This is a genomic window from Enterobacter sp. BIDMC92, from assembly GCF_001030225.1.
Taxonomy (GTDB): domain Bacteria; phylum Pseudomonadota; class Gammaproteobacteria; order Enterobacterales; family Enterobacteriaceae; genus Enterobacter; species Enterobacter sichuanensis.
Map to the genome: position 1 here is coordinate 1,588,837 of NZ_KQ087598.1, position 23,648 is coordinate 1,612,484.

Here is a 23,648-nt window from a genome sequence, read left to right on the forward strand (position 1 = left end):
AACTCCAGTACGCGAGTGAGGACGCTACAAATATAGTCTACAGACGCTGTTTAAACTGGTAGTAGCGACCCTGTTTCGTCAACAGCTCTGCGTGACTACCTTGCTCAATAATCTGTCCGTTGTCCATCACAATTATCCGATCAAAACTCGCCAGACCGCGCAGGCGGTGCGTGACCATCAGCACGGTTTTCCCGCGCATGACATTCGCAAGCAGATCAAGGATTTGGCTCTCAGTTGTCGCGTCCAGCCCTTCGGTGGGTTCGTCGAGCAACATCAGCGGGGCATCGTGCAGCAGCGCGCGCGCAATCGCCAGTCTGCGCAGCTCACCGCCGGAGAGTTGACGGCCACCTTCGCCCAGCCAGCTGTTTAATCCCTCGTCCTCAAGCAGCTTATGCAGACCGACCTGCTCCAGCATGGCGCGAAGAGCGTCATCCGACGCGTGCGGTGCGGCCAGCAGCAGGTTATCACGCAGGGTGGCGCTAAACAGGTGTACGCGCTGTGGAACGACGCTGACGGTTTGACGCAGGGCCTGCTCGCTGAAATCTGTCAGCAACGTATTGTTAAAACGGATCTGGCCGCGCTGCGGATCCCAGGCGCGGGTCAGCAGCTGCAGCAACGTCGATTTACCGCACCCGGTACGGCCGAGGATCGCAATCCGCTCTCCGGCGTTAACAGACAGGTTGATGCTTTCCAGCGCGTTTTGCGCCTGTTTGTCGTAGGCGAAGGTGACATCATCCAGCGCCAGCGCAACCTGCGCGGGTACCGCGGTCTGTCCGGCACTGAATGTTACTTCAGGTTCCTGTTCGGCAATCTGGGTGATGCGCAGGGCAGAGGCGATGACCTGCCCCAGATGCTGGAAGGCGCCCGTAACGGGTGCCAGCGCTTCAAACGCGGCCAGCGCACAAAAAACGAAGAGGGCGATCAGGGGACCTGGCTGTGTATTTCCCCCGACACTCCCGGACGCCAGCCACAGCATGGCAATCACCGCGATGCCGCCAATGAGTGTCATCAGTGCCTGGGAAAAAGCAGTCAGTTCCGACTGTCGGCGCTGAGCTTCATGCCAGTTCAGCTCCGTACTTTCCATACGCGCGCGATAGCGCTTGCTGGCACCGAAAATGGTCAATTCTGCCTGGCCCTGAAGCCAGGAGGTCAACTGCTGGCGGTAATCTCCGCGCAGACGCGTCAGGTTTTCCCCGGTGGATTTCCCGGCGCGGTAAAAGAGCGGCGGCAGGATAATAAGCGTCAACAGCATGATCCCGCCCAGCGTGAGCGCAACGGGAACATCCAGAAAAGACAATCCCAGCGTCACTACCACAATCACCACAAACGCGCCTGTAATCGGGGAGATCACGCGCAGATAAAGGTGATCCAGCGTGTCGACATCGGCAACGACACGGTTAAGTAACTCACCCTGACGAAAACGCGCCAGCCCGGCAGGGGAGAGGGGCAGCAGTTTACTGAAGGTGTAGATGCGCAGGTGCTGCAGCACGCGGAAAGTGGCATCGTGGCTGACCAGCCGCTCAAAATAGCGTCCGGCAGTACGGGTGATGGCGGTACCGCGAACGCCGGCCGCCGGGAGCATATAGTTAAAGCTGTACAACCCGGCAACGCCCGCGACGGCAGAGGCCGACAGGAACCAGCCGGAAAGCGTGAGCAGACCAATGCTGGCGAGCAGAGTCACTATCGCCAGCACGATCCCCAGCGTCAGCATCCATTTGTGGCGTTTATAGAGCGCAAGATAAGGCAGCAGAGCACGCATCAGATGTCCTCCTGACGGTTCGCCAGCAGGGCGGCAAACGGCCCCTGCGCGGCAACAAGAGAGGCGTAATCGCCTTGCTCAACAAGACGGCCATTTTCCATGGCCCAGATCTGGTCCCAGTCGGCAAGACCTTCCAGCTGGTGGGTGACCATCAGGGTCGTTTGCTGGCGTGAGGCGGCGTTAAGCGCTTCCATCACGCGCTGCTCACTGTGGGCATCCAGGCTGGCTGCAGGCTCATCCAGCAGCATCAGCTGACATGGGTTAAGCAGCGCGCGGGCAACGGCTACACGCTGCGCCTGGCCAACAGACAGCCCGGCGGACTGGTCACCGACGACGGTGTCCACCCCTTGCGGGAGCAGCGGCAGAAACTCGCTGACCCAGGCGCGGTCGAGCACCGATTGCAGTTCATCTTCACGCGCATCCGGACGCGCCAGAAGCACATTTTCACGTAGCGTGGAGGCCGGAAGCTGCGGGTTTTGTCCTACCCAACTGAGCTGTTTACGCCAGGCGTCAGGGTCGAGTTTACGCAACTCGGTTTTGTTTATTTGCAGCGAACCGGTGTAGGCCATAAAACCGGATAGCGCATTCAGTAACGAACTTTTCCCGGAACCGCTGGTGCCGACGAGCACCACGCGCTGTCCGGCCGGCAGGGTAAAGTTCAGCGGGCCTGCCAGCACCTTACCTTCCGGTGAGAGGATGCAAAAATCCTGGGCCTCGACGGTCACGGGTTCTTTGGCATTTAGCATCACGTCACCCCGCTCCGGGTGTGCCAGCGGTGTTTCCAGGAACGTTTTCAGGCTGTCGGCCGCGCCAACCGCCTGGGCTTTAGCGTGATAGAAGGTCCCCAAATCGCGAAGGGGCTGAAAAAATTCCGGGGCCAGGATCAGCGCCAGGAAACCGGCAGAAAGGGTCACTGCCGTGCCGTAATGGCCGAAATCCAGCGCACCGAGATAGGAGAAGCCGAAGTAGACGGCCACAAGGGCGATCGACAGCGAAGTAAAGAATTCCAGCACGCCTGAGGATAAGAAGGCGAGGCGTAACACTTCCATGGTGCGCTGGCGGAAATCCTGCGATGCCAGACGAATATTGTCGGTTTCCGCTTCACCGCGGCCAAAAATGCGTAACGTCTCCATGCCGCGCAGACGGTCAAGGAAATGGCCGCTTAAGCGACCCAATGCCAGGAAGTTACGGCGGTTGGCATCCGCCGCTCCCATCCCAACCAGCGCCATAAACAGGGGGATCAGCGGGGCGGTGCCCAGCAGAATCAGTGCTGCCATCCAGTTAACCGGGAAGATGGCGATCACAATCAACAGCGGAACGAAGACGGCAAGCGCCATTTGCGGCAAATAGCGCGCGTAATAGTCGTGCATATCGTCAATCTGCTCAAGGATCAGCGTCGCCCAGCTTCCGGCTGGTTTTCCCTGAATCCACGCCGGGCCGGCTTCCTGAAGCCTGTCGAGCACCTGACGACGGATCTCGTAGCGGATATGCTGTCCGGCATGAAAACCGACGCGTTCACGCAGCCAGACCACCCAGGCGCGCAGGATAAAAACCAGGATCAGGACAATAAAGGGCAGCAGGAGCGCCTCGCGGGGAATGTTCTCCATGATCATGTGATTGAGAATGCGGGCCAGCAGCCATGCCTGGGCAACAATCAACAGACCGCTAACAAATCCCAGCAGACGGGAAATGGTAAGCCAGCGGCGGGAAATAACGCTTTGCTGTTTCAGCCAGCGTGTTAACTCTTGTTGACGGTTTTTTTCCATTGCGTACTTTGCAGGTGACGTTATTAGAAATTGGGCAGCGCAATGTTACAACGGGGAGACAATAAAGGCGACTTATCGCCGCCTTTATTTACGTTTGTTACTGACTTGTAAAGATTATTTACCTTGTTCCGCCAGTCCATCGAGGTAGCGTTCAGCATCCAGCGCGGCCATACACCCGGTACCCGCAGAGGTAATTGCCTGACGGTAAATATGGTCCATGACATCGCCCGCCGCAAACACGCCCGGGATGCTGGTCTGCGTCGCGTTACCGTGAATGCCTGACTGCACTTTAATGTAGCCGTTTTCCAGCTCCAGTTGCCCTTCGAAGATTGCCGTGTTCGGGCTGTGACCGATAGCAACAAACAGGCCCGCCACGTCCAGCGTTTCGACGTTATCGCTGTTCTGGGTATCACGAATACGCAGACCGGCAACGCCCATCTGATCGCCCGTGACCTCTTCCAGCGTGCGGTTGGTGTGCAGCACGATGTTGCCGCTTGCCACTTTATCCATCAGACGTTTGATCAGGATCTTCTCCGCGCGGAATGTATCGCGGCGGTGGATCAGGTGCACTTCTGAGGCAATGTTCGCCAGGTACAGCGCTTCTTCCACGGCAGTGTTGCCGCCGCCGATGACCGCAACTTTCTGATTGCGGTAGAAGAAACCGTCACAGGTTGCGCAGGCAGAGACGCCGCGGCCTTTAAATGCTTCTTCTGATGGCAGACCCAGGTAACGGGCAGAAGCACCGGTGGCGATGATCAGCGCGTCACAGGTGTATTCGCCGCTGTCACCCGTCAGGCGGAACGGACGGTTCTGCAGATCGACCTTGTTAATATGGTCGAACAGAATTTCGGTTTCGAATTTGGCAGCATGCTCGTGCATACGTTCCATCAGTAGCGGCCCGGTCAGGTCGTTCGGGTCGCCTGGCCAGTTTTCCACTTCGGTGGTGGTGGTCAGCTGACCGCCTTTTTCCATGCCGGTGATTAATACCGGTTGCAGGTTAGCGCGTGCAGCATAGACCGCCGCGGTATATCCCGCAGGTCCAGAACCAAGGATTAGCAGCTTACTGTGTTTGGCCGTGCCCATGAGATCCCCATTGTTGTTGGCAGACATTTGGCTGGATTGTAGGGAATTTGTTGTCGTAAAAAAAGAGCGCAGCAATTTTGATATCAATCTGTGTAATAGTCACGGACGATGAATGGCGCGCGATAACATCAAGCTTTCTCCTGAAAACCGGTTGTTTATAAGGCAATAAAATGAGGATTAATACCCTGCCGTAATGAATATCCGGCATGTTGTACTAAAAAACGATGTTTTGCTTTGACAATCCCCTGCGCTTTTGCGAAAACATTCAAGGAAGAAAAAAAACCGCGTTAACCGTATGCCGCATAGGCATGCACGTAAATGCCATTTTTACCGGGTCAGTGAAATCTACGCATGGCGTGGACAGACGCCATACGTGATGTCGGTGACAGCCTTCGGGCAACGGTCTTCTTACCAACAGAACCCGAATCCGCATCGCGTCTAATACAAAATCAGGCGATGTGATGACTAACGGGTACAGGCTCTGAACAGTGATGTGCACAGGGTCCAGGCAGGAGTAGGGAAGGAATACAGAGAGACAATAATAATGGTAGATAGCAAGAAGCGCCCTGGCAAAGATCTCGACCGTATCGATCGTAACATTCTTAATGAATTGCAAAAGGATGGGCGTATTTCCAACGTCGAGCTTTCAAAACGTGTGGGACTTTCCCCGACGCCATGCCTTGAGCGTGTGCGCCGACTGGAAAGACAGGGTTTTATTCAGGGCTATACAGCTCTGCTGAACCCGCATTATCTGGATGCCTCACTTCTGGTATTTGTTGAGATTACTCTGAATCGTGGTGCGCCGGATGTGTTTGAGCAATTTAACGCCGCTGTACAAAAACTTGAAGAAATTCAAGAGTGTCATCTGGTGTCCGGTGATTTCGACTACCTGTTGAAAACCCGTGTGCCTGATATGTCCGCCTACCGTAAGCTGCTGGGGGAAACCCTGCTGCGTCTGCCAGGCGTGAACGACACCCGTACCTATGTGGTGATGGAAGAGGTCAAACAGAGCAATCGTCTGGTTATTAAGACTCGCTAACACGGAACAGGTGCAAAATCAGCGTAGTTTGATTACACTCCTGTTAATCCATACAGCAACAGTGCCGGGGAGTCCCGGCGCTGTTGTCCGTTTTAGCAAACAGGCAGGATATGCCTGATACCTGGAGAGCCTTTCTTGAGCCAGGAATACACTGAAGACAAAGAAGTCACACTATCGAAGCTAAGCAGCGGACGTCGTCTCCTCGAGGCTTTGCTGATTGTTATTGCCCTTTTTGCCGTCTGGCTGATGGCAGCCTTACTCAGTTTCAACCCCTCAGATCCCAGCTGGTCACAAACTGCATGGCATGAGCCTATTCATAATTTAGGCGGCGTACCCGGTGCCTGGCTTGCGGACACGCTCTTTTTCATTTTCGGTGTGATGGCTTACACCCTTCCCGTCATTATTATCGGCGGGTGCTGGTTTGCGTGGCGACATCGTCAAAACGATGATTACATCGATTATTTCGCCGTTTCGCTGCGCCTGATTGGCGCACTGGCGCTGATCCTCACCTCATGCGGGCTGGCGGCCATTAATGCGGATGATATCTGGTACTTCGCTTCGGGCGGCGTGATTGGCAGCCTGTTGAGTTCTGCGCTGCAACCGATGCTTCACAGCAGCGGCGGCACCCTTGCGTTGCTGTGCATCTGGGCGGCGGGGCTGACGTTATTCACCGGCTGGTCCTGGGTGAGCATTGCCGAGAAAATTGGCAGTTTTATCCTCACTATTCTGACCTTCGCCAGCAACCGTACCCGTCGTGACGATACGTGGGTTGATGAAGATGAGTACGAAGATGAAGAGGAAGATGACGCGCCTGTACAGCGTCGAGAGTCTCGTCGTGCTCGAATTCTGCGTGGCGCGCTGGCGCGTCGCCAACGTGTTGCAGAGAAATTTGCCAACCCGTTGGGCCGTAAAACTGATGCGGCGCTCTTCTCTGGTAAACGCATGGATGAAGACGAGCAGGTGGTCTATCGCGCTGCGGGAAATCAGGTCGATCCTGACGATGTGCTCTTCTCCGGCAACCGTGCCACCCCTGGCGATTTTGACGAATACGATCCGCTGTTAAACGGTCATTCGGTCACCGAGCCGGTTGCCGCCGCCGCCGCCGCGACGACCGCTGCTCAGGCCTATGCCGCCCCCGTTGACGCCGTGATGCCATCTGCGCCGGTTTCACCGCCGGAATCCGTTATTCAGCAGCCTCAGGTAGACTGGCAGACTGCGCCGGGTGTTCATACCCCGGAGCCGGTTATTGCGCCTGAACCAGAAAGCTATATTCCCGTTCAGCAGGAACAGTGGCAGCAGCCTTATCAGCCGCCGCAGCCTGCGTATGAACCACAACACAACCCACACTATGAACAGTCTGTGACTCAACCGTATCAGGAGTATGTGCCTGAACCGGTTGAACCCGTCCAGCCTTATGTCGCACCGGAACCTGAGCCCGAAATCGTGGAAGAGGTGAAGCCAGTGCGTCCGCCACTGTACTATTTTGAAGAAGTCGAAGAGCGCCGTGCGCGTGAACGCGAACAGCTGGCGGCCTGGTATCAGCCAGTGCCTGAACCGGTGCAGGAACCTGTTACGAAAGCAGCTGCTGTTTCGGCTCCTCAGGTTGATCCAACACCTTCGGTTGCCCCTGTAGCGGAAAGCGTGAAGCAGGCCACCGCGGCGGCGGCCGTGGCTGCACCTGTCTTTAGCCTGGCAACAGGGGGAGCGCCACGTCCTCAGGTGAAAGAGGGGATTGGTCCTCAATTGCCTCGCCCTAACCGCGTCCGCGTGCCAACCCGTCGTGAGCTTGCCTCTTACGGTATCAAGCTGCCTTCCCAGCGGATGGCCGAAGAAAAAGCCCGCGAGTCTGAGTACGAGGATGATGCCGATGACGTGCAGCAGGCTGAGCTGGCTCGCCAGTTCGCCGCGCAGCAGAATCAACGCTACGGTGAGGAATATCAGCACGATGAGCCTGCGCTGGACGACGATGACGCGGCGGAAGCCGAACTGGCGCGCCAGTTTGCCGCTACCCAGCAGCAGCGCTATTCCGGCGAACAACCGGCTGGCGCAAATCCGTTCTCCCTGTCGGATTTTGAATTCTCGCCGATGAAAGATCTGGTGGATGATGGCCCGAGCGAGCCTTTATTTACCCCGAGCGTGATGCCGGAAGCGGAGCCTGTGCGCCAGCAACCCGCACAGCCGTCATACGCACCGCAACCGCAGCAGCCGGCGCCGCAGGCTTACGCGCAACCGCAGCAGCCACAACAGCCGCCGCAGTTCCAGCAGCCTGCGCCACAGCCGCAGGAGAGCCTGATTCACCCGCTGCTGATGCGTAACGGTGACAGCCGTCCGCTGCAGCGTCCAAGCACGCCACTGCCGTCGCTGGATCTGTTAACGCCGCCGCCAGCGGAAGTTGAACCGGTTGATACCTTCGCGCTGGAGCAGATGGCGCGTCTGGTCGAAGCGCGTCTGGCTGATTTCCGCATTAAAGCGGACGTGGTGAACTACTCCCCGGGGCCGGTCATCACCCGTTTCGAACTGAATCTGGCGCCAGGCGTAAAAGCCGCGCGTATTTCTAACCTCTCCCGTGACCTGGCGCGTTCTCTATCGACCGTGGCGGTGCGTGTGGTGGAGGTCATACCGGGCAAACCGTACGTTGGCCTTGAACTGCCGAACAAGAAACGCCAGACCGTCTACCTGCGTGAAGTGCTGGATAACACCAAGTTCCGCGATAACCCTTCCCCGTTAACGGTGGTGCTGGGTAAAGATATTGCGGGCGATCCAGTGGTGGCAGACCTCGCGAAGATGCCTCACCTGCTGGTGGCCGGTACGACCGGTTCCGGTAAGTCCGTCGGTGTGAACGCCATGATCCTCAGCATGCTCTATAAAGCGCAGCCGGAAGATGTGCGTTTCATCATGATCGACCCGAAAATGCTCGAACTGTCCGTCTATGAAGGCATCCCGCACCTGCTGACGGAAGTAGTTACCGACATGAAAGACGCGGCCAACGCCCTGCGCTGGAGCGTGAACGAGATGGAGCGTCGCTACAAGCTGATGTCGGCACTGGGCGTGCGTAACCTGGCCGGTTATAACGAGAAAATCGCCGAGGCGGCGCGTATGGGCCGTCCGATCCCTGATCCGTACTGGAAACCGGGAGACAGCATGGATGCACAGCATCCGGTGCTGGAAAAACTGCCTTATATCGTGGTGCTGGTAGATGAATTCGCCGACCTGATGATGACCGTCGGTAAAAAAGTGGAAGAGCTGATTGCCCGCCTGGCGCAGAAAGCGCGCGCCGCCGGTATTCACCTTGTGCTGGCGACCCAGCGTCCATCCGTGGACGTTATCACCGGTCTGATTAAAGCGAACATCCCGACGCGTATCGCCTTTACCGTATCCAGTAAAATTGACTCACGTACCATCCTTGATCAGGGCGGTGCAGAGTCGCTGCTGGGGATGGGGGACATGCTCTATTCCGGCCCGAATTCCACCTCTCCGGTGCGTGTTCATGGCGCATTCGTTCGCGACCAGGAAGTGCACGCGGTAGTGCAGGACTGGAAAGCGCGTGGTCGTCCGCAATACGTTGATGGCATTACCAGCGACACGGAAAGCGAAGGCGGCGGCGGCGGCTTCGACGGCGGCGAAGAGCTGGATCCATTATTCGATCAGGCGGTGAACTTCGTGACCGAAAAACGCAAGGCCTCCATCTCTGGCGTACAGCGTCAGTTCCGCATCGGCTATAACCGCGCGGCGCGTATCATCGAACAGATGGAAGCGCAGGGTATTGTCAGCGAGCAGGGGCACAACGGTAACCGCGAGGTGCTGGCACCGCCGCCGTTTGATTAACCTTCGGCAATTGCAAAGAAGGGTAAATCAACCAAAATTAAGCATTTTCTTCTGTCGCCTGCCTGCGGGCAGGTCCAGAATAGAAGACGGAAACCCCATATCGGGAAGACGTATTTTAAGGAATAACAATGAAAAAAATCGCCATCGCCTGTGCATTATTCACCAGTTTTGTTGCCAGCAGCGTCTGGGCTGATGCAGCCAGCGACCTTAAAAGCCGACTGGATAAAGTAAGCAGCTTCCACGCCAGCTTCACGCAAAAAGTGACTGACGGCAGCGGCAACGCGGTGCAGGAAGGTCAGGGAGATTTGTGGGTAAAACGCCCGAATCTGTTTAACTGGCACATGACCCAGCCGGATGAAAGCATCCTGGTGTCTGACGGTAAAACGCTATGGTTCTTCAACCCGTTCGTTGAGCAGGCAACGGCGACCTGGCTGAAAGATGCCACCAGCAATACGCCATTTATGCTGATTGCCCGCAACCAGGCCAGCGACTGGCAGCAGTACAATATTAAGCAGACGGGGGACGAGTTTGTCCTGACGCCAAAAGGCAGTAACGGCAACCTGAAGCAGTTCACCATTAACGTAAGCCCCAACGGTACCATTAATCAGTTTGGCGCCGTTGAGCAGGACGATCAGCGCAGCAGCTATCAGCTTAAGTCTCAGCAGAATGGCGCTGTAGATGCATCGAAATTCACCTTTACCCCGCCGCAGGGCGTAACGGTGGATGACCAACGTAAGTAAGAGGCGTGAGTGAGCAATCTGTCGCTCGATTTTTCAGACAACGCGTTTCAACCTCTGGCCGCTCGTATGCGGCCAGAAAATTTAGCGCAGTATATCGGCCAGCAACACCTGCTGGCTGCCGGTAAGCCATTGCCGCGCGCCATTGAGGCCGGGCATCTTCACTCGATGATCCTCTGGGGTCCACCCGGCACGGGCAAAACCACGCTTGCCGAAGTGATCGCCCGCTATGCGAACGCGGACGTTGAACGCATCTCTGCAGTTACGTCCGGCGTGAAAGAGATCCGCGAAGCGATCGAGCGCGCGCGGCAGAACCGCAATGCCGGGCGCAGGACTATCCTCTTCGTGGACGAAGTTCACCGCTTCAACAAAAGCCAGCAGGATGCCTTTCTGCCGCACATTGAAGACGGCACGATCTTCTTCATCGGGGCGACTACCGAAAATCCCTCGTTTGAACTGAACTCGGCGCTGTTGTCTCGTGCGCGCGTTTACTTGCTCAAATCGCTGACCGTCGAGGATATCGAAAAGGTTCTCACCCAGGCGATGGACGATAAAGCGCGCGGCTACGGCGGGCAGGATATCGTTCTGCCTGACGACACGCGTCGTGCGATTGCGGAGCTGGTGAACGGTGATGCGCGTCGGGCGCTGAACACGCTGGAGATGATGGCCGACATGGCCGAAGTCGACGATGCTGGCAAACGAGTGCTGAAGCCGGAACTGCTCACCGAAATAGCCGGGGAGCGCAGCGCGCGTTTCGATAATAAAGGCGATCGATTTTACGATCTCATTTCTGCCCTGCATAAATCCGTGCGCGGCAGCGCGCCAGATGCGGCACTGTACTGGTACGCGCGCATTATTACTGCCGGTGGCGATCCGCTGTACGTTGCGCGCCGCTGCCTGGCGATCGCCTCAGAAGATGTCGGCAATGCCGATCCTCGTGCCATGCAGGTCGCGCTGTCGGCGTGGGATTGTTTCACCCGCGTGGGTCCGGCGGAAGGCGAACGTGCAATTGCCCAGGCGATTGTCTATCTGGCCTGTGCGCCGAAAAGCAATGCCGTTTATACCGCGTTTAAAGCGGCGATGTCTGATGCGCGTGAACGCCCGGACTACGATGTGCCGGTTCACCTGCGTAATGCGCCAACGAAACTGATGAAAGAGATGGGGTATGGGCAGGAGTATCGTTACGCCCATGACGAACCCAATGCCTACGCGGCCGGTGAGGAATATTTCCCGCAGGAGATGGCACAAACCCGCTATTATCACCCCACAAACAGAGGTCTTGAAGGCAAGATTGGCGAAAAGCTCGCCTGGCTCGCCGGACAGGATCAAAATAGCCCTATAAAACGCTACCGTTAGTGCAGTCGTTGCGGTAATGTTGGCGTTGTATCCCTGTGATCGCAGGCTGTGGTCACTTTTTCCTATTTTAATTCGATAAGCACAGGATAAGCATGCTCGATCCCAATCTGCTGCGTAATGAGCCAGACGCAGTCGCTGAAAAACTGGCACGCCGGGGCTTTAAGCTGGATGTAGATAAGCTGCGCGCTCTTGAAGAGCGTCGTAAAGTTCTGCAGGTACAAACTGAAAATCTGCAGGCAGAGCGTAATTCTCGATCGAAATCCATTGGCCAGGCGAAAGCGCGCGGGGAAGATATTGAGCCATTACGCCTGGAAGTGAACAAACTGGGTGAAGAACTGGATCAGGCGAAAGCCGAACTGGATGTTCTTCAGGCCGAAATTCGTGATATTGCCCTGGCTATCCCGAATATTCCTGACGACAGCGTCCCTGTCGGTAAAGATGAAAACGACAACGTTGAAGTGAAACGCTGGGGTACGCCTCGTGAGTTTGACTTCGAGGTGCGCGATCACGTGACGCTGGGCGAAATGCACACAGGCCTGGACTTTGCAGCAGCAGTTAAGCTGACCGGTTCTCGCTTTGTGGTGATGAAAGGCCAGATTGCTCATCTGCACCGCGCTCTGGCGCAGTTCATGCTGGATCTGCATACCGAGCAGCACGGTTACAGTGAAACTTATGTTCCGTATCTGGTTAACCACGATACCCTGTACGGCACCGGTCAGTTGCCGAAATTTGCCGGCGATCTGTTCCACACCCGTCCGCTGGACGAGGAAGCGGACAGCAGCAACTACGCGCTGATCCCAACGGCGGAAGTGCCGCTGACCAACCTCGTGCGTGATGAGATCATCGATGAAGACGATCTGCCGATCAAACTGACGGCGCACTCTCCGTGCTTCCGTTCTGAAGCAGGCTCTTACGGTCGCGACACGCGCGGTCTGATCCGTATGCACCAGTTTGATAAAGTTGAGATGGTACAGATCGTCCGTCCTGAAGATTCTATGGATGCGCTGGAAGAGATGACCGGTCATGCAGAGAAGGTGCTGGAGCTGCTGGGTCTGCCGTACCGTCGTATGGCCCTGTGCACCGGTGATATGGGATTTGGCGCCCGCAAAACCTTCGACCTTGAAGTGTGGGTGCCTGCGCAGAACACCTACCGTGAAATCTCTTCCTGCTCTAACGTCTGGGATTTCCAGGCGCGCCGTATGCAGGCACGCTGCCGCAGCAAATCTGACAAGAAAACCCGTCTGGTGCACACCCTGAACGGTTCTGGTCTGGCGGTTGGCCGTACGCTGGTTGCCGTGATGGAAAACTACCAGCAGGCAGATGGTCGCATCGAGATCCCTGAAGTGCTGCGTCCATACATGAAAGGCCTGCAGTACATCGGCTAATGATTTGCCTCAAAACAAAAAAGCGCCTGCGGGCGCTTTTTTTATGTCTGTGAATTGATACGACGCAATACCCCCTCCCTCCAAAGTAGTAATACTGTTGCGAATGAAAGTCAGCATAAAAAGCTGAATACCCGGAAATTCGATATCTATAAAGCTATGTTGCGGTTCGCGCCGCCTCTCTTTTCTTTGTGAGCAACCAAAGTGAGTTTCTATGAAAATCAACGCGCCTGAAGCACTCATGGCTGCCGAGGTCACTCGCCGTGGGTTGATGAAAACCACGGCAATAGGCGGTCTGGCTGTAGCCAGCAGCGCCTTCACGCTCCCTTTTACCCGACTGGCATCGGCGGCAGAGGCACTCTCCCCAGCCACGACGCCGGAAAAAGTGGTGTGGAGTGCCTGTACCGTCAACTGTGGTAGCCGTTGTCCCCTGCGTATGCACGTGGTGGACGGCGAAATTAAGTATGTCGAAACCGATAATACCGGCGACGATAGCTATGAAGGATTACATCAGGTTCGGGCTTGTCTGCGTGGCCGCTCCATGCGTCGTCGCGTGTATAACCCGGACCGTCTGAAATACCCGATGAAACGCGTCGGTAAGCGTGGAGAAGGGAAGTTCGAGCGGATTAGCTGGGATGAAGCCTACGATATCATCGCCAGCAATATGCAGCGTTTGATCAAAGAGTACGGCAACGAATCCATCTACCTGAACTATGGCACCGGAACGCTCGGCGGTACGCTGACCCGCTCCTGGCCACCGGGTAAAACGCTGGTAGCGCGCCTGATGAATTGCTGCGGCGGTTACCTCAATCACTACGGTGATTACTCCTCGGCGCAGATCGCCGCTGGCCTGAACTACACCTATGGTGGCTGGGCGGACGGCAACAGCCCGTCGGATATCGAAAACAGTAAGCTGGTCGTGCTGTTCGGTAACAACCCGGGTGAAACGCGTATGAGCGGCGGCGGGGTGACATACTATCTGGAACAGGCCCGCGCCAAATCCAATGCCCGCATGATCATCATCGATCCGCGCTATACCGACACCGGTGCAGGGCGCGAAGATGAATGGATCCCCATTCGTCCGGGGACCGATGCGGCGCTGGTCTCCGCACTGGCCTGGGTGATGATCACCGAAAACCTCGTCGATCAGCCTTTCCTGGATAAATACTGCGTCGGCTATGACGAGAAAACCCTGCCGGCCAGTGCGCCAGCAAACGGGCATTACAAAGCGTATATTCTCGGCCAGGGCAGTGACGGCGTGGCGAAAACGCCGGCGTGGGCCTCTACCATCACAGGTATTCCGGCGGAACGTATTGTGCAGCTGGCACGTGAAATTGGCTCAGCCAAACCTGCCTACATCAGCCAGGGCTGGGGCCCGCAGCGCCATGCGAACGGCGAAATTGCCACCCGCGCTATCTCTATGCTCTCTATTCTGACCGGCAACGTCGGTATTCACGGCGGTAATACCGGCGCGCGTGAAGGTTCGTACTCGCTGCCGTTTGAACGGATGCCGACCCTGGACAACCCCGTGAAGACCAGCATCTCCATGTTTATGTGGACCGATGCGATTGAACGTGGCCCGGAAATGACCGCCCTGCGCGACGGTGTTCGCGGCAAGGACAAGCTGGACGTGCCGATTAAGATGATCTGGAACTATGCCGGCAACTGTCTTATCAACCAGCACTCCGAAATCAACCGTACCCATGAAATCCTGCAGGACGACAAGAAGTGCGAGATGATTGTGGTGATCGACTGCCACATGACCTCCTCGGCAAAATATGCCGATATTCTGCTGCCGGACTGCACCGCCTCTGAGCAGATGGATTTCGCGCTGGATGCCTCCTGCGGCAACATGTCCTATGTGATCTTCACCGACCAGGCCATCAAGCCGCGCTTTGAGTGCAAAACCATCTATGAAATGACCTCCGAACTGGCGAAACGGCTTGGTGTAGAGCAGCAGTTTACCGAGGGGCGGACTCAGGAAGGGTGGATGCGCCATCTTCACGCGCTCTCCCGTAAAGCGATCCCCGATCTGCCGGACTTCGATACCTTCCGCAAGCAGGGTATGTACAAACAGCGTGACCCTGAAGGGCATCACGTCGCGTACAAAGCGTTCCGTGAAGATCCGCAGGCGAACCCGCTAACCACGCCGTCGGGGAAAATCGAAATCTACTCCGAAGAGCTGGCAAAAATCGCCTCTACCTGGGAGCTGCCGGAAGGGGACGTTATCGATCCGCTGCCGATCTACACGCCGGGTTTTGAAAACTATAACGATCCACTGACGGCGAAATTCCCGCTGCAACTGACCGGCTTCCACTACAAAGCGCGTGTTCACTCCACCTACGGTAACGTCGATGTCCTGAAAGCGGCCTGTCGACAGGAGATGTGGATCAACCCGATGGATGCCAAAGCGCGCGGTATCAGCAATGGCGATCGCGTGCGGATCTTTAACGGCCGCGGCGAGGTCCACATTGAAGCCAAAGTGACCCCACGCATGATGCCCGGCGTGGTGGCGCTGGGGGAAGGTGCCTGGTACAGCCCGGATGCTAAGGGCATCGATCAGGCTGGCAGTATTAACGTACTGACCACGCAGCGCCCGTCGCCGCTGGCGAAAGGCAACCCATCCCACACAAACCTTGTCCAGGTTGAAAAGGTTTAAGGAGTAACCGATGACAACCCAGTATGGATTTTTTATTGATTCCAGCCGTTGCACCGGGTGCAAAACCTGCGAGCTGGCCTGTAAAGATTACAAAGACCTGACTCCGGACGTGAGCTTCCGTCGCATCTACGAATACGCCGGGGGCGACTGGCAGGAAGATAACGGCGTCTGGCATCAGAACGTGTTCGCTTATTACCTGTCGATTGCCTGTAACCACTGTGAAGATCCCGCCTGTACCAAGGTCTGCCCGAGCGGCGCGATGCATAAGCGCGAAGACGGTTTTGTGGTGGTGGATGAAGATGTTTGCATCGGCTGTCGCTATTGCCATATGGCCTGCCCCTACGGCGCACCGCAGTACAACGCCGCGAAAGGGCATATGACCAAATGCGATGGCTGCCACACCCGCGTCGCAGAGGGCAAAAAGCCGATTTGCGTCGAATCCTGCCCGCTGCGCGCGCTGGACTTCGGCCCAGTTGAAGAGCTGCGTCAAAAACACGGTCAGCTTGCCGCAGTGGCGCCCCTGCCGTCTGCGCACTTCACTAAGCCGAGTATTGTGATTAAACCTAACGCCAACAGCCGTCCTACAGGTGATACCACCGGCTACCTGGCAAATCCGAAGGAGGTGTGAGATGGGAAGTGGATGGCATGAATGGCCGCTGATGATCTTCACGGTCTTTGGTCAGTGCGTGGCTGGTGGCTTCATTGTGCTCGCGCTGGCGCTGCTGAAGGGTAATCTCAGCGGCGAACAGCAGCAGCGTTTAGTGTTGAGCATGTTTGGCCTGTGGGTGCTCATGGGGATTGGCTTCGTTGCTTCTACGCTGCACCTGGGCTCGCCGATGCGCGCATTTAATTCTCTGAACCGTGTGGGCGCCTCGTCCCTCAGTAATGAGATTGCCAGCGGGGCGATTTTCTTTGCCGTTGGCGGGCTGGGCTGGCTGCTGGCCGCAATGAAGAAGCTGCCTGCGGCTCTACGCAGCCTGTGGCTGATCGTGACCATGGTGCTGGGCGTGGTGTTCGTGTGGATGATGGTGCGCGTCTATAACACCATCGACACGGTTCCCACCTGGTACACCGTCTGGACGCCAATGAGCTTCTTCCTGACCATGTTTATCGGCGGACCGCTGCTGGGCTATCTGTTGCTGCGCGTGGCGGGGGTAGACGGTTGGGCTATGCGCTTGCTGCCTGCCGTTTCGCTGCTGGCGCTGGTCGTGAGTGCTATGGTTGCCCTGATGCAGGGCGCTGAACTGGCAACCATTCACAGTTCGATTCAGCAGGCGTCTGCCCTGGTGCCGGATTACGGCTCGCTAATGGCCTGGCGTGTCGTTCTGCTGGTCGCGGCATTGGTATTCTGGATTGCACCGCAGCTCAAAGGTTATCAGCCCGCGCTGCCGCTGCTGTCACTGGCCTTTGTACTCATCCTGGCGGGCGAACTGATTGGCCGTGGGGTATTCTACGGATTGCATATGACCGTGGGTATGGCTGTCGCCAGTTAAGACGGTCATCCCTTCTGTAAAGCCGGGTCAGAGCGCCCGGCTTTTCTTTTTTTCGATCATGAAATTTTTCGACTGTCGTTTTGTTTTAATTTAGGCCATTAATAAATAAAAACAGAGACATAATTAATATCTATAGCAGGCGTGGCATTAGCAGGATAAGTTTTTTAAATCGACAGGGAACATATTGTGCCTGGCGGCTAAGTCAGTGGATTGACTTTGTTTTTGCCAGTGGCATGATGCGCACGAAATCTGAACTTCCTCACGGCTTTTAATCCATGACCACCTATACCCGGCCAGTGCTGCTGTTGCTCTGTGGCCTGCTGCTGTTGACCCTGGCGATCGCAGTGTTAAATACGCTCGTTCCGCTGTGGCTCGCCCATGAAAACTTACCGACCTGGCAGGTGGGTATGGTCAGCTCGTCCTTTTTTACCGGAAACCTGCTGGGCACGCTGGTGACCGGGAGCCTCATTAAGCGCTTAGGATTTAACCGCAGCTATTACCTGGCCTCGCTGATTTTCGCTGCCGGGTGTGCGGGGCTGGGCCTGATGGTCGGCTTCTGGAGCTGGATGGTGTGGCGTTTTATCGCCGGCGTAGGCTGCGCGATGATTTGGGTGGTCGTTGAAAGTGCGTTAATGTGCAGCGGCACGTCGCGCAACCGCGGGCGCCTGCTGGCAGCCTATATGATGGTGTACTACGTGGGGACCGTGCTGGGACAGCTGATGGTCAGCAAGCTGCCAACCGACCTGATGAGCGTTCTGCCGTGGGTGACGGGTATGGTGCTGGCCGCGATCCTGCCGCTGCTCTTCACGCGTATTGTGAACCAGAACAGCGAACATCAGGAAGCCACCCACGTCTGGCCAATGCTGAGACTCCGGCAGGCACGTCTGGGGGTAAACGGCTGCATTATTTCCGGGATTGTACTGGGCTCGCTCTATGGCCTGATGCCGCTCTATCTGAACCATCAGGGCGTCAGCGATTCCGGGATCGGCTTCTGGATGGCGGTGATGGTGAGTGCGGGCATTCTCGGCCAGTGGCCTATTGGCCGTCTGGCGGACCGTTTTGGCCGCCTGCTGGTGCTGCGCGTTCAGGTCTTCGTGGTGATTATGGGATGCCTCGCCATGCTCAGCAACGCCGCGATGGCACCGGCGCTGTTTATTCTTGGGGCTGCCGGTTTCACGCTCTATCCGGTCGCGATGGCCTGGGCCTGTGAGAAAGTGGAACATCATCAGCTGGTGGCCATGAACCAGGCGCTTTTACTGAGCTATACCATCGGCAGTTTGTTAGGGCCGACGTTTACCGCGATGCTGATGCAGAATTATTCCGACAATTTGCTGTTCATCATGATTGCCAGCGTGTCGTTTATTTATCTCCTGATGCTGCTGCGCAAAGCGGGCGAACATCCAACGCCAGTGGCGCATGTCTGATTAAATTAAAGCCAGTCATCGACTGGCTTTTTTGTCCCCATCACATCTAAGACTTTTACGCATTGTTTGTTTATCGCGCCAGGCGATAATTCAGGTGAGTTCTATCACTAAAAGGCAGCAATCATGGCTACACGTCGTTTAACCACTACCGCACTGGCAGTAGTGTTGTCTTTAACGTTTGCTACAGCACCGGTCATGGCTAATCCTGGAAACGGGAATGGCGGTGGTGGTCACGGTAACAGTGGCGGACAAGGTAATGGTGGTAATCACGGCAATTCCGGGAATCATGGTAACGGAAATTCCGGTACCCATGGTAGTAAACACAATACAGACAACCCGGGTAAATCAAATAAAAGCGTCAGCGATGATGTCGACGCCCGTGTAAGCTTCGATCATGCCCGTCATCTGGCAGTGAACTATGGTTTAACCGGCTATGAGTCACTGCCTCCGGGCATTGCGAAAAACCTCGCACGCGGTAAACCACTGCCTCCGGGGATTGCGAAGAAAACCGTGCCGGCTTCTATGCTGGACCAGTTGCCTTCCTATCCTGGCTATGAATGGCGCGTGGTCGGTGACGATCTGGTCTTAATTGCACTCAGCACGGCTGTGGTGACGACCATTATTAACGGTGTGTTCAAATAGAATAAATAAGGCCCGGTTTTTACCGGGCCTTTTCTTTAATACATTACTTTGTGACCGTACTGTTCAAGAATACCTTTCACGCGCTCCATCGTCTCTTTTTTCGGCGGCTTCACGCCATCAAGCTTATATTCTTCGCCCATCGCTACCCATTTATGTTTACCCAGCTCATGGTAGGGCAGCAGCTCAATTTTCTCGACGTTGCCCATGTCGCGGGTAAATTCGCCCAGGCGGTGCGCGGAATCGTCGTCATCTGACCAGCCAGGAACCACCACGTAGCGGATCCAGGTTTTAATGCCTTTCGCTGAGATATATTTAGCAAACTCCAGCGTACGGTGGTTGGACACGCCAACCAGATTCTGGTGGATCTCGTCGTTCATCTGTTTGAGATCGAGCATCACCAGATCGGTTACTTCAAGCAATTCATCAATAACGGGATCGTAGCGGCGCACAAAACCGTTCGTGTCGAGGCAGGTATGAATACCTTCTTTGTGGCAGGCGCGGAACCAGTCGCGGACAAACTCGGCCTGAAGAATGGCCTCGCCACCGGACGCCGTCACACCGCCGCCGGATGCGTTCATAAAGTGGCGGTAGGTCACCACCTCTTTCATCAGATCGTCGACGGTCACTTCTTTCCCGCCGTGCGTGTCCCAGGTGTCGCGGTTATGGCAGTACAGGCAGCGCATCAGGCAGCCCTGGAAAAAGGTAATAAAGCGGATACCCGGGCCATCGACGGTGCCACAGGATTCAAAGGAGTGAATGCGACCAATAGTTGACATTGCGGTGATATCTCCAGCATCGGCCCGTCCGGGGCCTGTGTATGCACAGCTCAAAACCGGCTGTGTTGAAGTCTGTTTTGGCTGATATCCATAGAGTATAGATAGCGGACAAAAGAGACTAAGGTGGAGAGGGTGCTAAAAAGGCCCCACTGACGTGGAGCCTTTATTGTACGCTTTTTAACGCGTGATTTCAGTCATTTCCACTTACATGGACTGAGTGAAAGTACGGGTGATAACGTCCTGCTGCTGTTCTTTGGTCAGGGAGTTAAAACGTACTGCGTAGCCAGATACGCGGATGGTCAGCTGAGGATATTTCTCAGGGTGTTCCATCGCGTCGAGCAGCATTTCACGGTTCATTACGTTCACGTTCAGGTGCTGACCACCTTCGATGGACGCTTCGTGGTGGAAGTAACCATCCATCAGACCCGCGAGGTTCGTTTTACGCACTTCGTCGTCTTTACCCAGCGCGTTTGGCACGATAGAGAAGGTATAGGAGATACCATCTTTCGCGTAAGCAAACGGCAGTTTCGCAACGGATGTCAGAGAGGCAACAGCACCTTTCTGGTCACGACCGTGCATTGGGTTAGCACCTGGGCCGAATGGCGCGCCAGCACGACGACCGTCTGGGGTGTTACCGGTTTTCTTACCATACACAACGTTAGAGGTGATGGTCAGAACAGACTGAGTCGGGATAGCGTTACGGTAGGTAGTGAGTTTCTGAATTTTCTTCATGAAACGTTCTACCAGGTCAACCGCCATGTCATCAACGCGAGCGTCGTTGTTACCAAATTGCGGGTATTCGCCTTCGATTTCGAAGTCGATAGCCAGACCATCTTCGTCACGAATTGGTTTAACTTTCGCATATTTGATTGCAGACAGGGAGTCAGCAGCAACGGACAGACCTGCGATACCACACGCCATGGTGCGGATAACGTCACGGTCGTGCAGCGCCATCAGAGATGCTTCGTAGCTGTACTTGTCGTGCATGTAGTGGATAACGTTCAGTGCAGTGACATACTGTTTAGCCAGCCAGTCCATGAAGTGATCCATGCGGTCCATGACTTCGTCGAAGTTCAGAACATCGCCTTTGATCGGCTCAGACTTAGGACCCACCTGCATTTTCAGTTTTTCATCAACGCCGCCGTTGATAGCGTACAGCATGGTTTTCGCCAGGTTTGCACGCGCACCGAAGAACTGCATTTGTTTACCAACAACCATTGGGCTTACGCAGCAAGCGATAGCGTAATCGTCGTTGTTGAAGTCCGGACGCATCAGGTCATCGTTCTCGTACTGCAGAGAAGAGGTGTCGATGGACACTTTAGCGGCGAATTTCTTGAAGTTCAGAGGCAGTTTTTCAGACCACAGAACGGTGATGTTCGGCTCCGGAGAAGGACCCATGGTGTACAGGGTGTTCAGGAAGCGGAAGCTGTTTTTAGTTACCAGAGTACGGCCATCAACGCCCATACCACCGATAGATTCAGTTGCCCAGATTGGGTCACCGGAGAACAGCTCATCGTATTCAGGGGTACGCAGGAAGCGAACCATACGCAGTTTCATGACCAGGTGGTCAATCATTTCCTGTGCGTCTTGCTCGGTAATTTTGCCAGCTTTCAGGTCACGTTCGATGTAGGCATCCAGGAAGGTGGATACGCGACCGAAGGACATTGCGGCACCGTTCTGAGACTTAACTGCGGCCAGGTAGCCGAAGTAGGTCCACTGGATAGCTTCCTGAGCGTTGGTTGCAGGACCAGAGATATCGCAGCCGTATTTCGCTGCCATTTCTTTGATCTGACCCAGCGCGCGGTGCTGTTCAGCAATCTCTTCACGCAGACGGATAGTCGCTTCCAGGTTTACGCCGTTTTCCAGATCGGACTGCAGGGAAACAAACTGCGCGTACTTGTCTTTCATCAGGAAGTCGATACCGTACAGCGCAACGCGACGGTAGTCACCGATGATACGGCCACGGCCATAGGCATCTGGCAGACCAGTCAGAACGCCAGATTTACGGCAGTTCAGAATGTCTTTGGTGTAAACATCGAATACGCCCTGGTTATGGGTTTTGCGGTATTCGGTGAAGATTTTTTTCAGCATTGGGTCCAGCTCGCGGTTATACGCTTTGCAGGAACCTTCAACCATTTTAATACCACCGAACGGGATGATTGCGCGTTTCAGTGGTGCTTCAGTCTGCAGACCAACGATTTTCTCAAGGGCTTTGTTGATATAGCCAGCGTCGTGAGAAGTGATGGTGGAAGCCACGGAGGTGTCAAAATCAACTGGCGCGTGAGTGCGGTTTTCCAGTTTAACGCCTTCCATTACGCTGTCCCACAGCTTGGTGGTCGCTTCAGTTGCGCCAGCCAGGAAGGATTCGTCACCTTCATACGGGGTATAGTTTTTCTGAATGAAGTCACGTACGTTGACTTCATTCTGCCAGTCACCTTTCGCAAAACCTTCCCAGGCTGTGGCTAACTTTTCATTAAGCTCGGACATGTAACACCTACCTTCTTAAGTGGATTTTTTATTTACTGCCTGAGAAAACCATCAATGATGATCGTCGCCACGCAGGTAAATGACCCAGTATGTCAACCCAACTAACAGACCCCCACCGATAATGTTCCCGATAGTGACAGGGATCAGGTTATCAGTAATGAAATTCATAATAGTCAGGTGAGAGAAACTTTCCGGGGATGAACCAACTGCGGTCCAGAACTCCGGGCTTGCAAAGTCGCGGATGACAATGCCCATTGGGATCATGAACATATTCGCGATACTGTGCTCAAAGCCGCTGGCAACAAACATCGCAACCGGCAGAACCATGATTAAGGCTTTGTCCATCAGGCTACGACCGGAGTAGCTCATCCATACAGCCAGGCAGACCATCAGGTTCGCGAGGATGCCGAGAGCAACGGCTTCAATAAATGTGTGGTGCATTTTGTGGTCGGCGGTTTGCAGGACGTTCAGTCCCCAGCCGCCGTTGGCGGTCATGTACTCGCCAGAAAGCCACATCAACAAAACAAAGAGCAGACAGCCAACCAGGTTACCCACGTAGACGTTAAGCCAGTTACGTGCCAGCTGACCCCAGGTAATTCTTCCGCTGGCCTTTGCCACGACAATCAGCACCGTTGAGGTGAAGAGATCGGCACCGCAAATGACGCAAAGAATCAGACCCAGTGAGAAGCAAATGCCGCCAATCAGTTTGGCCATGCCAAAAGGCATTCCGGCAGTACCGGTGGTGGCGGTGATGTAGAAGACGAAAGCGATAGAGATGAACACACCAGCCGTGATCGCCAGATAGAACGTCTTCATCGGGTGTTTCGTTGCTTTATAGACACCCGCTTCTTCGGCGACTTTTGCCATCGCAGCGGGGAGTAAAAGATCAAAAGGGTTGTCAGCTTTCACACTAACTCTCTCTTTATTAAGTCGGCGACGAGATACTAACAAAGCATTATAGAAGAGAAATTGATATAGATCATATCTCGCCTGGCTTATAGGCCCGCAGTGTGTATGGTTTTACACCAAATGCGGAGTAAGTATTTGATTATCCGTATAAAAATAAATTTTAAAAGTTGTGAAAAGAGTTGAATTTTTTCGTTCGGCCACCTCTGAAACAGTTAATTAATATGGAGTATTAGCCATAAAAAGTAACAGTAAAGTCCGGGTAGATATTATTATATTTACCCATGATTAACTTTATTATTACAATCAACAGT

At 55.2% G+C, this 23,648-nt stretch carries 16 protein-coding genes; 10 read left to right on the plus strand and 6 right to left on the minus strand.

All coding sequences use genetic code 11. The annotated features are described in order from the left end of the window. Window positions 1-37: 37 nt before the first annotated feature. From cydC to trxB, 3 genes are all read right to left on the minus strand, one after another. Window positions 38-1,759 carry a heme ABC transporter ATP-binding protein/permease CydC gene (cydC, locus tag SP99_RS07265; protein WP_047958149.1) on the minus strand — a complete coding sequence of 574 codons (1,722 nt, stop codon included), beginning with the start codon at window positions 1,757-1,759 and terminating at the stop codon, window positions 38-40. Continuing rightward, on the minus strand, window positions 1,759-3,525 hold the full coding sequence (gene cydD, locus SP99_RS07270; protein WP_047958150.1) for a heme ABC transporter permease/ATP-binding protein CydD: 1,767 nt from the start codon (window positions 3,523-3,525) through the stop codon (window positions 1,759-1,761). The genes cydC and cydD overlap by 1 nt, the downstream gene beginning before the upstream one ends. A 114-nt stretch (window positions 3,526-3,639) precedes the next feature. After that, window positions 3,640-4,608 carry a thioredoxin-disulfide reductase gene (gene trxB / locus SP99_RS07275; protein ID WP_025756025.1) on the minus strand — a complete coding sequence of 323 codons (969 nt, stop codon included), beginning with the start codon at window positions 4,606-4,608 and terminating at the stop codon, window positions 3,640-3,642. Window positions 4,609-5,152: 544 nt separating this feature from the next. Between trxB and lrp the strand changes: the two genes are divergently transcribed. From lrp to SP99_RS07325, 10 genes are all read left to right on the plus strand, one after another. Next, window positions 5,153-5,647 (plus strand): leucine-responsive transcriptional regulator Lrp, encoded by a 495-nt coding sequence (gene lrp / locus SP99_RS07280; RefSeq protein WP_000228469.1) that lies wholly within the window; start codon window positions 5,153-5,155, stop codon window positions 5,645-5,647. Window positions 5,648-5,782: 135 nt separating this feature from the next. Continuing rightward, window positions 5,783-9,472 carry a DNA translocase FtsK 4TM domain-containing protein gene (locus SP99_RS07285; RefSeq protein WP_047958151.1) on the plus strand — a complete coding sequence of 1,230 codons (3,690 nt, stop codon included), beginning with the start codon at window positions 5,783-5,785 and terminating at the stop codon, window positions 9,470-9,472. Between the two features lie 128 nt (window positions 9,473-9,600). Next, on the plus strand, window positions 9,601-10,212 hold the full coding sequence (gene lolA / locus SP99_RS07290; protein ID WP_047958152.1) for an outer membrane lipoprotein periplasmic chaperone LolA: 612 nt from the start codon (window positions 9,601-9,603) through the stop codon (window positions 10,210-10,212). A gap of 9 nt (window positions 10,213-10,221) precedes the next feature. Further along, window positions 10,222-11,565, plus strand: a complete 1,344-nt coding sequence (rarA, locus tag SP99_RS07295; protein WP_025756022.1) for a replication-associated recombination protein RarA — start codon at window positions 10,222-10,224, stop codon at window positions 11,563-11,565. Between the two features lie 92 nt (window positions 11,566-11,657). Beyond that, a complete protein-coding gene (gene serS / locus SP99_RS07300; protein WP_025756021.1) occupies window positions 11,658-12,950 on the plus strand; it encodes a serine--tRNA ligase in 1,293 nt (430 codons plus the stop codon). 211 nt (window positions 12,951-13,161) lie between these two features. Further along, the gene (gene dmsA / locus SP99_RS07305; RefSeq protein WP_047958153.1) at window positions 13,162-15,606 is read left to right on the plus strand and encodes a dimethylsulfoxide reductase subunit A; all 2,445 of its coding nucleotides are present in this window, start codon (window positions 13,162-13,164) and stop codon (window positions 15,604-15,606) included. 10 nt (window positions 15,607-15,616) lie between these two features. Continuing rightward, window positions 15,617-16,234, plus strand: a complete 618-nt coding sequence (locus SP99_RS07310; RefSeq protein ID WP_025756019.1) for a DMSO/selenate family reductase complex B subunit — start codon at window positions 15,617-15,619, stop codon at window positions 16,232-16,234. A gap of 1 nt (window position 16,235) precedes the next feature. Beyond that, window positions 16,236-17,099 carry a dimethyl sulfoxide reductase anchor subunit family protein gene (locus tag SP99_RS07315; RefSeq protein WP_047958154.1) on the plus strand — a complete coding sequence of 288 codons (864 nt, stop codon included), beginning with the start codon at window positions 16,236-16,238 and terminating at the stop codon, window positions 17,097-17,099. Window positions 17,100-17,374: 275 nt separating this feature from the next. Beyond that, a complete protein-coding gene (locus tag SP99_RS07320) occupies window positions 17,375-18,523 on the plus strand; it encodes an MFS transporter (RefSeq protein WP_047958155.1) in 1,149 nt (382 codons plus the stop codon). A 123-nt stretch (window positions 18,524-18,646) separates the two neighbouring features. After that, window positions 18,647-19,165: an anti-virulence regulator CigR family protein gene (locus tag SP99_RS07325; RefSeq protein ID WP_025756016.1), complete on the plus strand. Its 519-nt coding sequence runs from the start codon at window positions 18,647-18,649 to the stop codon at window positions 19,163-19,165. Window positions 19,166-19,200: 35 nt separating this feature from the next. On the opposite strand, the gene pflA is transcribed toward SP99_RS07325, so the two are convergent. The 3 genes from pflA to focA form a co-directional block, all read right to left on the minus strand. Further along, window positions 19,201-19,941 (minus strand): pyruvate formate lyase 1-activating protein, encoded by a 741-nt coding sequence (gene pflA / locus SP99_RS07330; RefSeq protein WP_025756015.1) that lies wholly within the window; start codon window positions 19,939-19,941, stop codon window positions 19,201-19,203. Between the two features lie 204 nt (window positions 19,942-20,145). Further along, the gene (gene pflB, locus SP99_RS07335) at window positions 20,146-22,428 is read right to left on the minus strand and encodes a formate C-acetyltransferase (RefSeq protein WP_045284490.1); all 2,283 of its coding nucleotides are present in this window, start codon (window positions 22,426-22,428) and stop codon (window positions 20,146-20,148) included. 51 nt (window positions 22,429-22,479) lie between these two features. Continuing rightward, window positions 22,480-23,337 carry a formate transporter FocA gene (gene focA, locus SP99_RS24555; RefSeq protein ID WP_008499974.1) on the minus strand — a complete coding sequence of 286 codons (858 nt, stop codon included), beginning with the start codon at window positions 23,335-23,337 and terminating at the stop codon, window positions 22,480-22,482. Window positions 23,338-23,648: the final 311 nt, after the last annotated feature.

Coding starts and splice junctions, on each gene's coding strand:
- cydC (WP_047958149.1), bottom strand. CDS start 1,759: ATGCGTGCTCTGCTGCCTTATCTTGCGCTCTATAAACGCCACAAATGG.
- cydD (WP_047958150.1), bottom strand. CDS start 3,525: ATGGAAAAAAACCGTCAACAAGAGTTAACACGCTGGCTGAAACAGCAA.
- trxB (WP_025756025.1), bottom strand. CDS start 4,608: ATGGGCACGGCCAAACACAGTAAGCTGCTAATCCTTGGTTCTGGACCT.
- lrp (WP_000228469.1), top strand. CDS start 5,153: ATGGTAGATAGCAAGAAGCGCCCTGGCAAAGATCTCGACCGTATCGAT.
- lolA (WP_047958152.1), top strand. CDS start 9,601: ATGAAAAAAATCGCCATCGCCTGTGCATTATTCACCAGTTTTGTTGCC.
- serS (WP_025756021.1), top strand. CDS start 11,658: ATGCTCGATCCCAATCTGCTGCGTAATGAGCCAGACGCAGTCGCTGAA.
- dmsA (WP_047958153.1), top strand. CDS start 13,162: ATGAAAATCAACGCGCCTGAAGCACTCATGGCTGCCGAGGTCACTCGC.
- SP99_RS07310 (WP_025756019.1), top strand. CDS start 15,617: ATGACAACCCAGTATGGATTTTTTATTGATTCCAGCCGTTGCACCGGG.
- SP99_RS07315 (WP_047958154.1), top strand. CDS start 16,236: ATGGGAAGTGGATGGCATGAATGGCCGCTGATGATCTTCACGGTCTTT.
- SP99_RS07320 (WP_047958155.1), top strand. CDS start 17,375: ATGACCACCTATACCCGGCCAGTGCTGCTGTTGCTCTGTGGCCTGCTG.
- SP99_RS07325 (WP_025756016.1), top strand. CDS start 18,647: ATGGCTACACGTCGTTTAACCACTACCGCACTGGCAGTAGTGTTGTCT.
- pflA (WP_025756015.1), bottom strand. CDS start 19,941: ATGTCAACTATTGGTCGCATTCACTCCTTTGAATCCTGTGGCACCGTC.
- pflB (WP_045284490.1), bottom strand. CDS start 22,428: ATGTCCGAGCTTAATGAAAAGTTAGCCACAGCCTGGGAAGGTTTTGCG.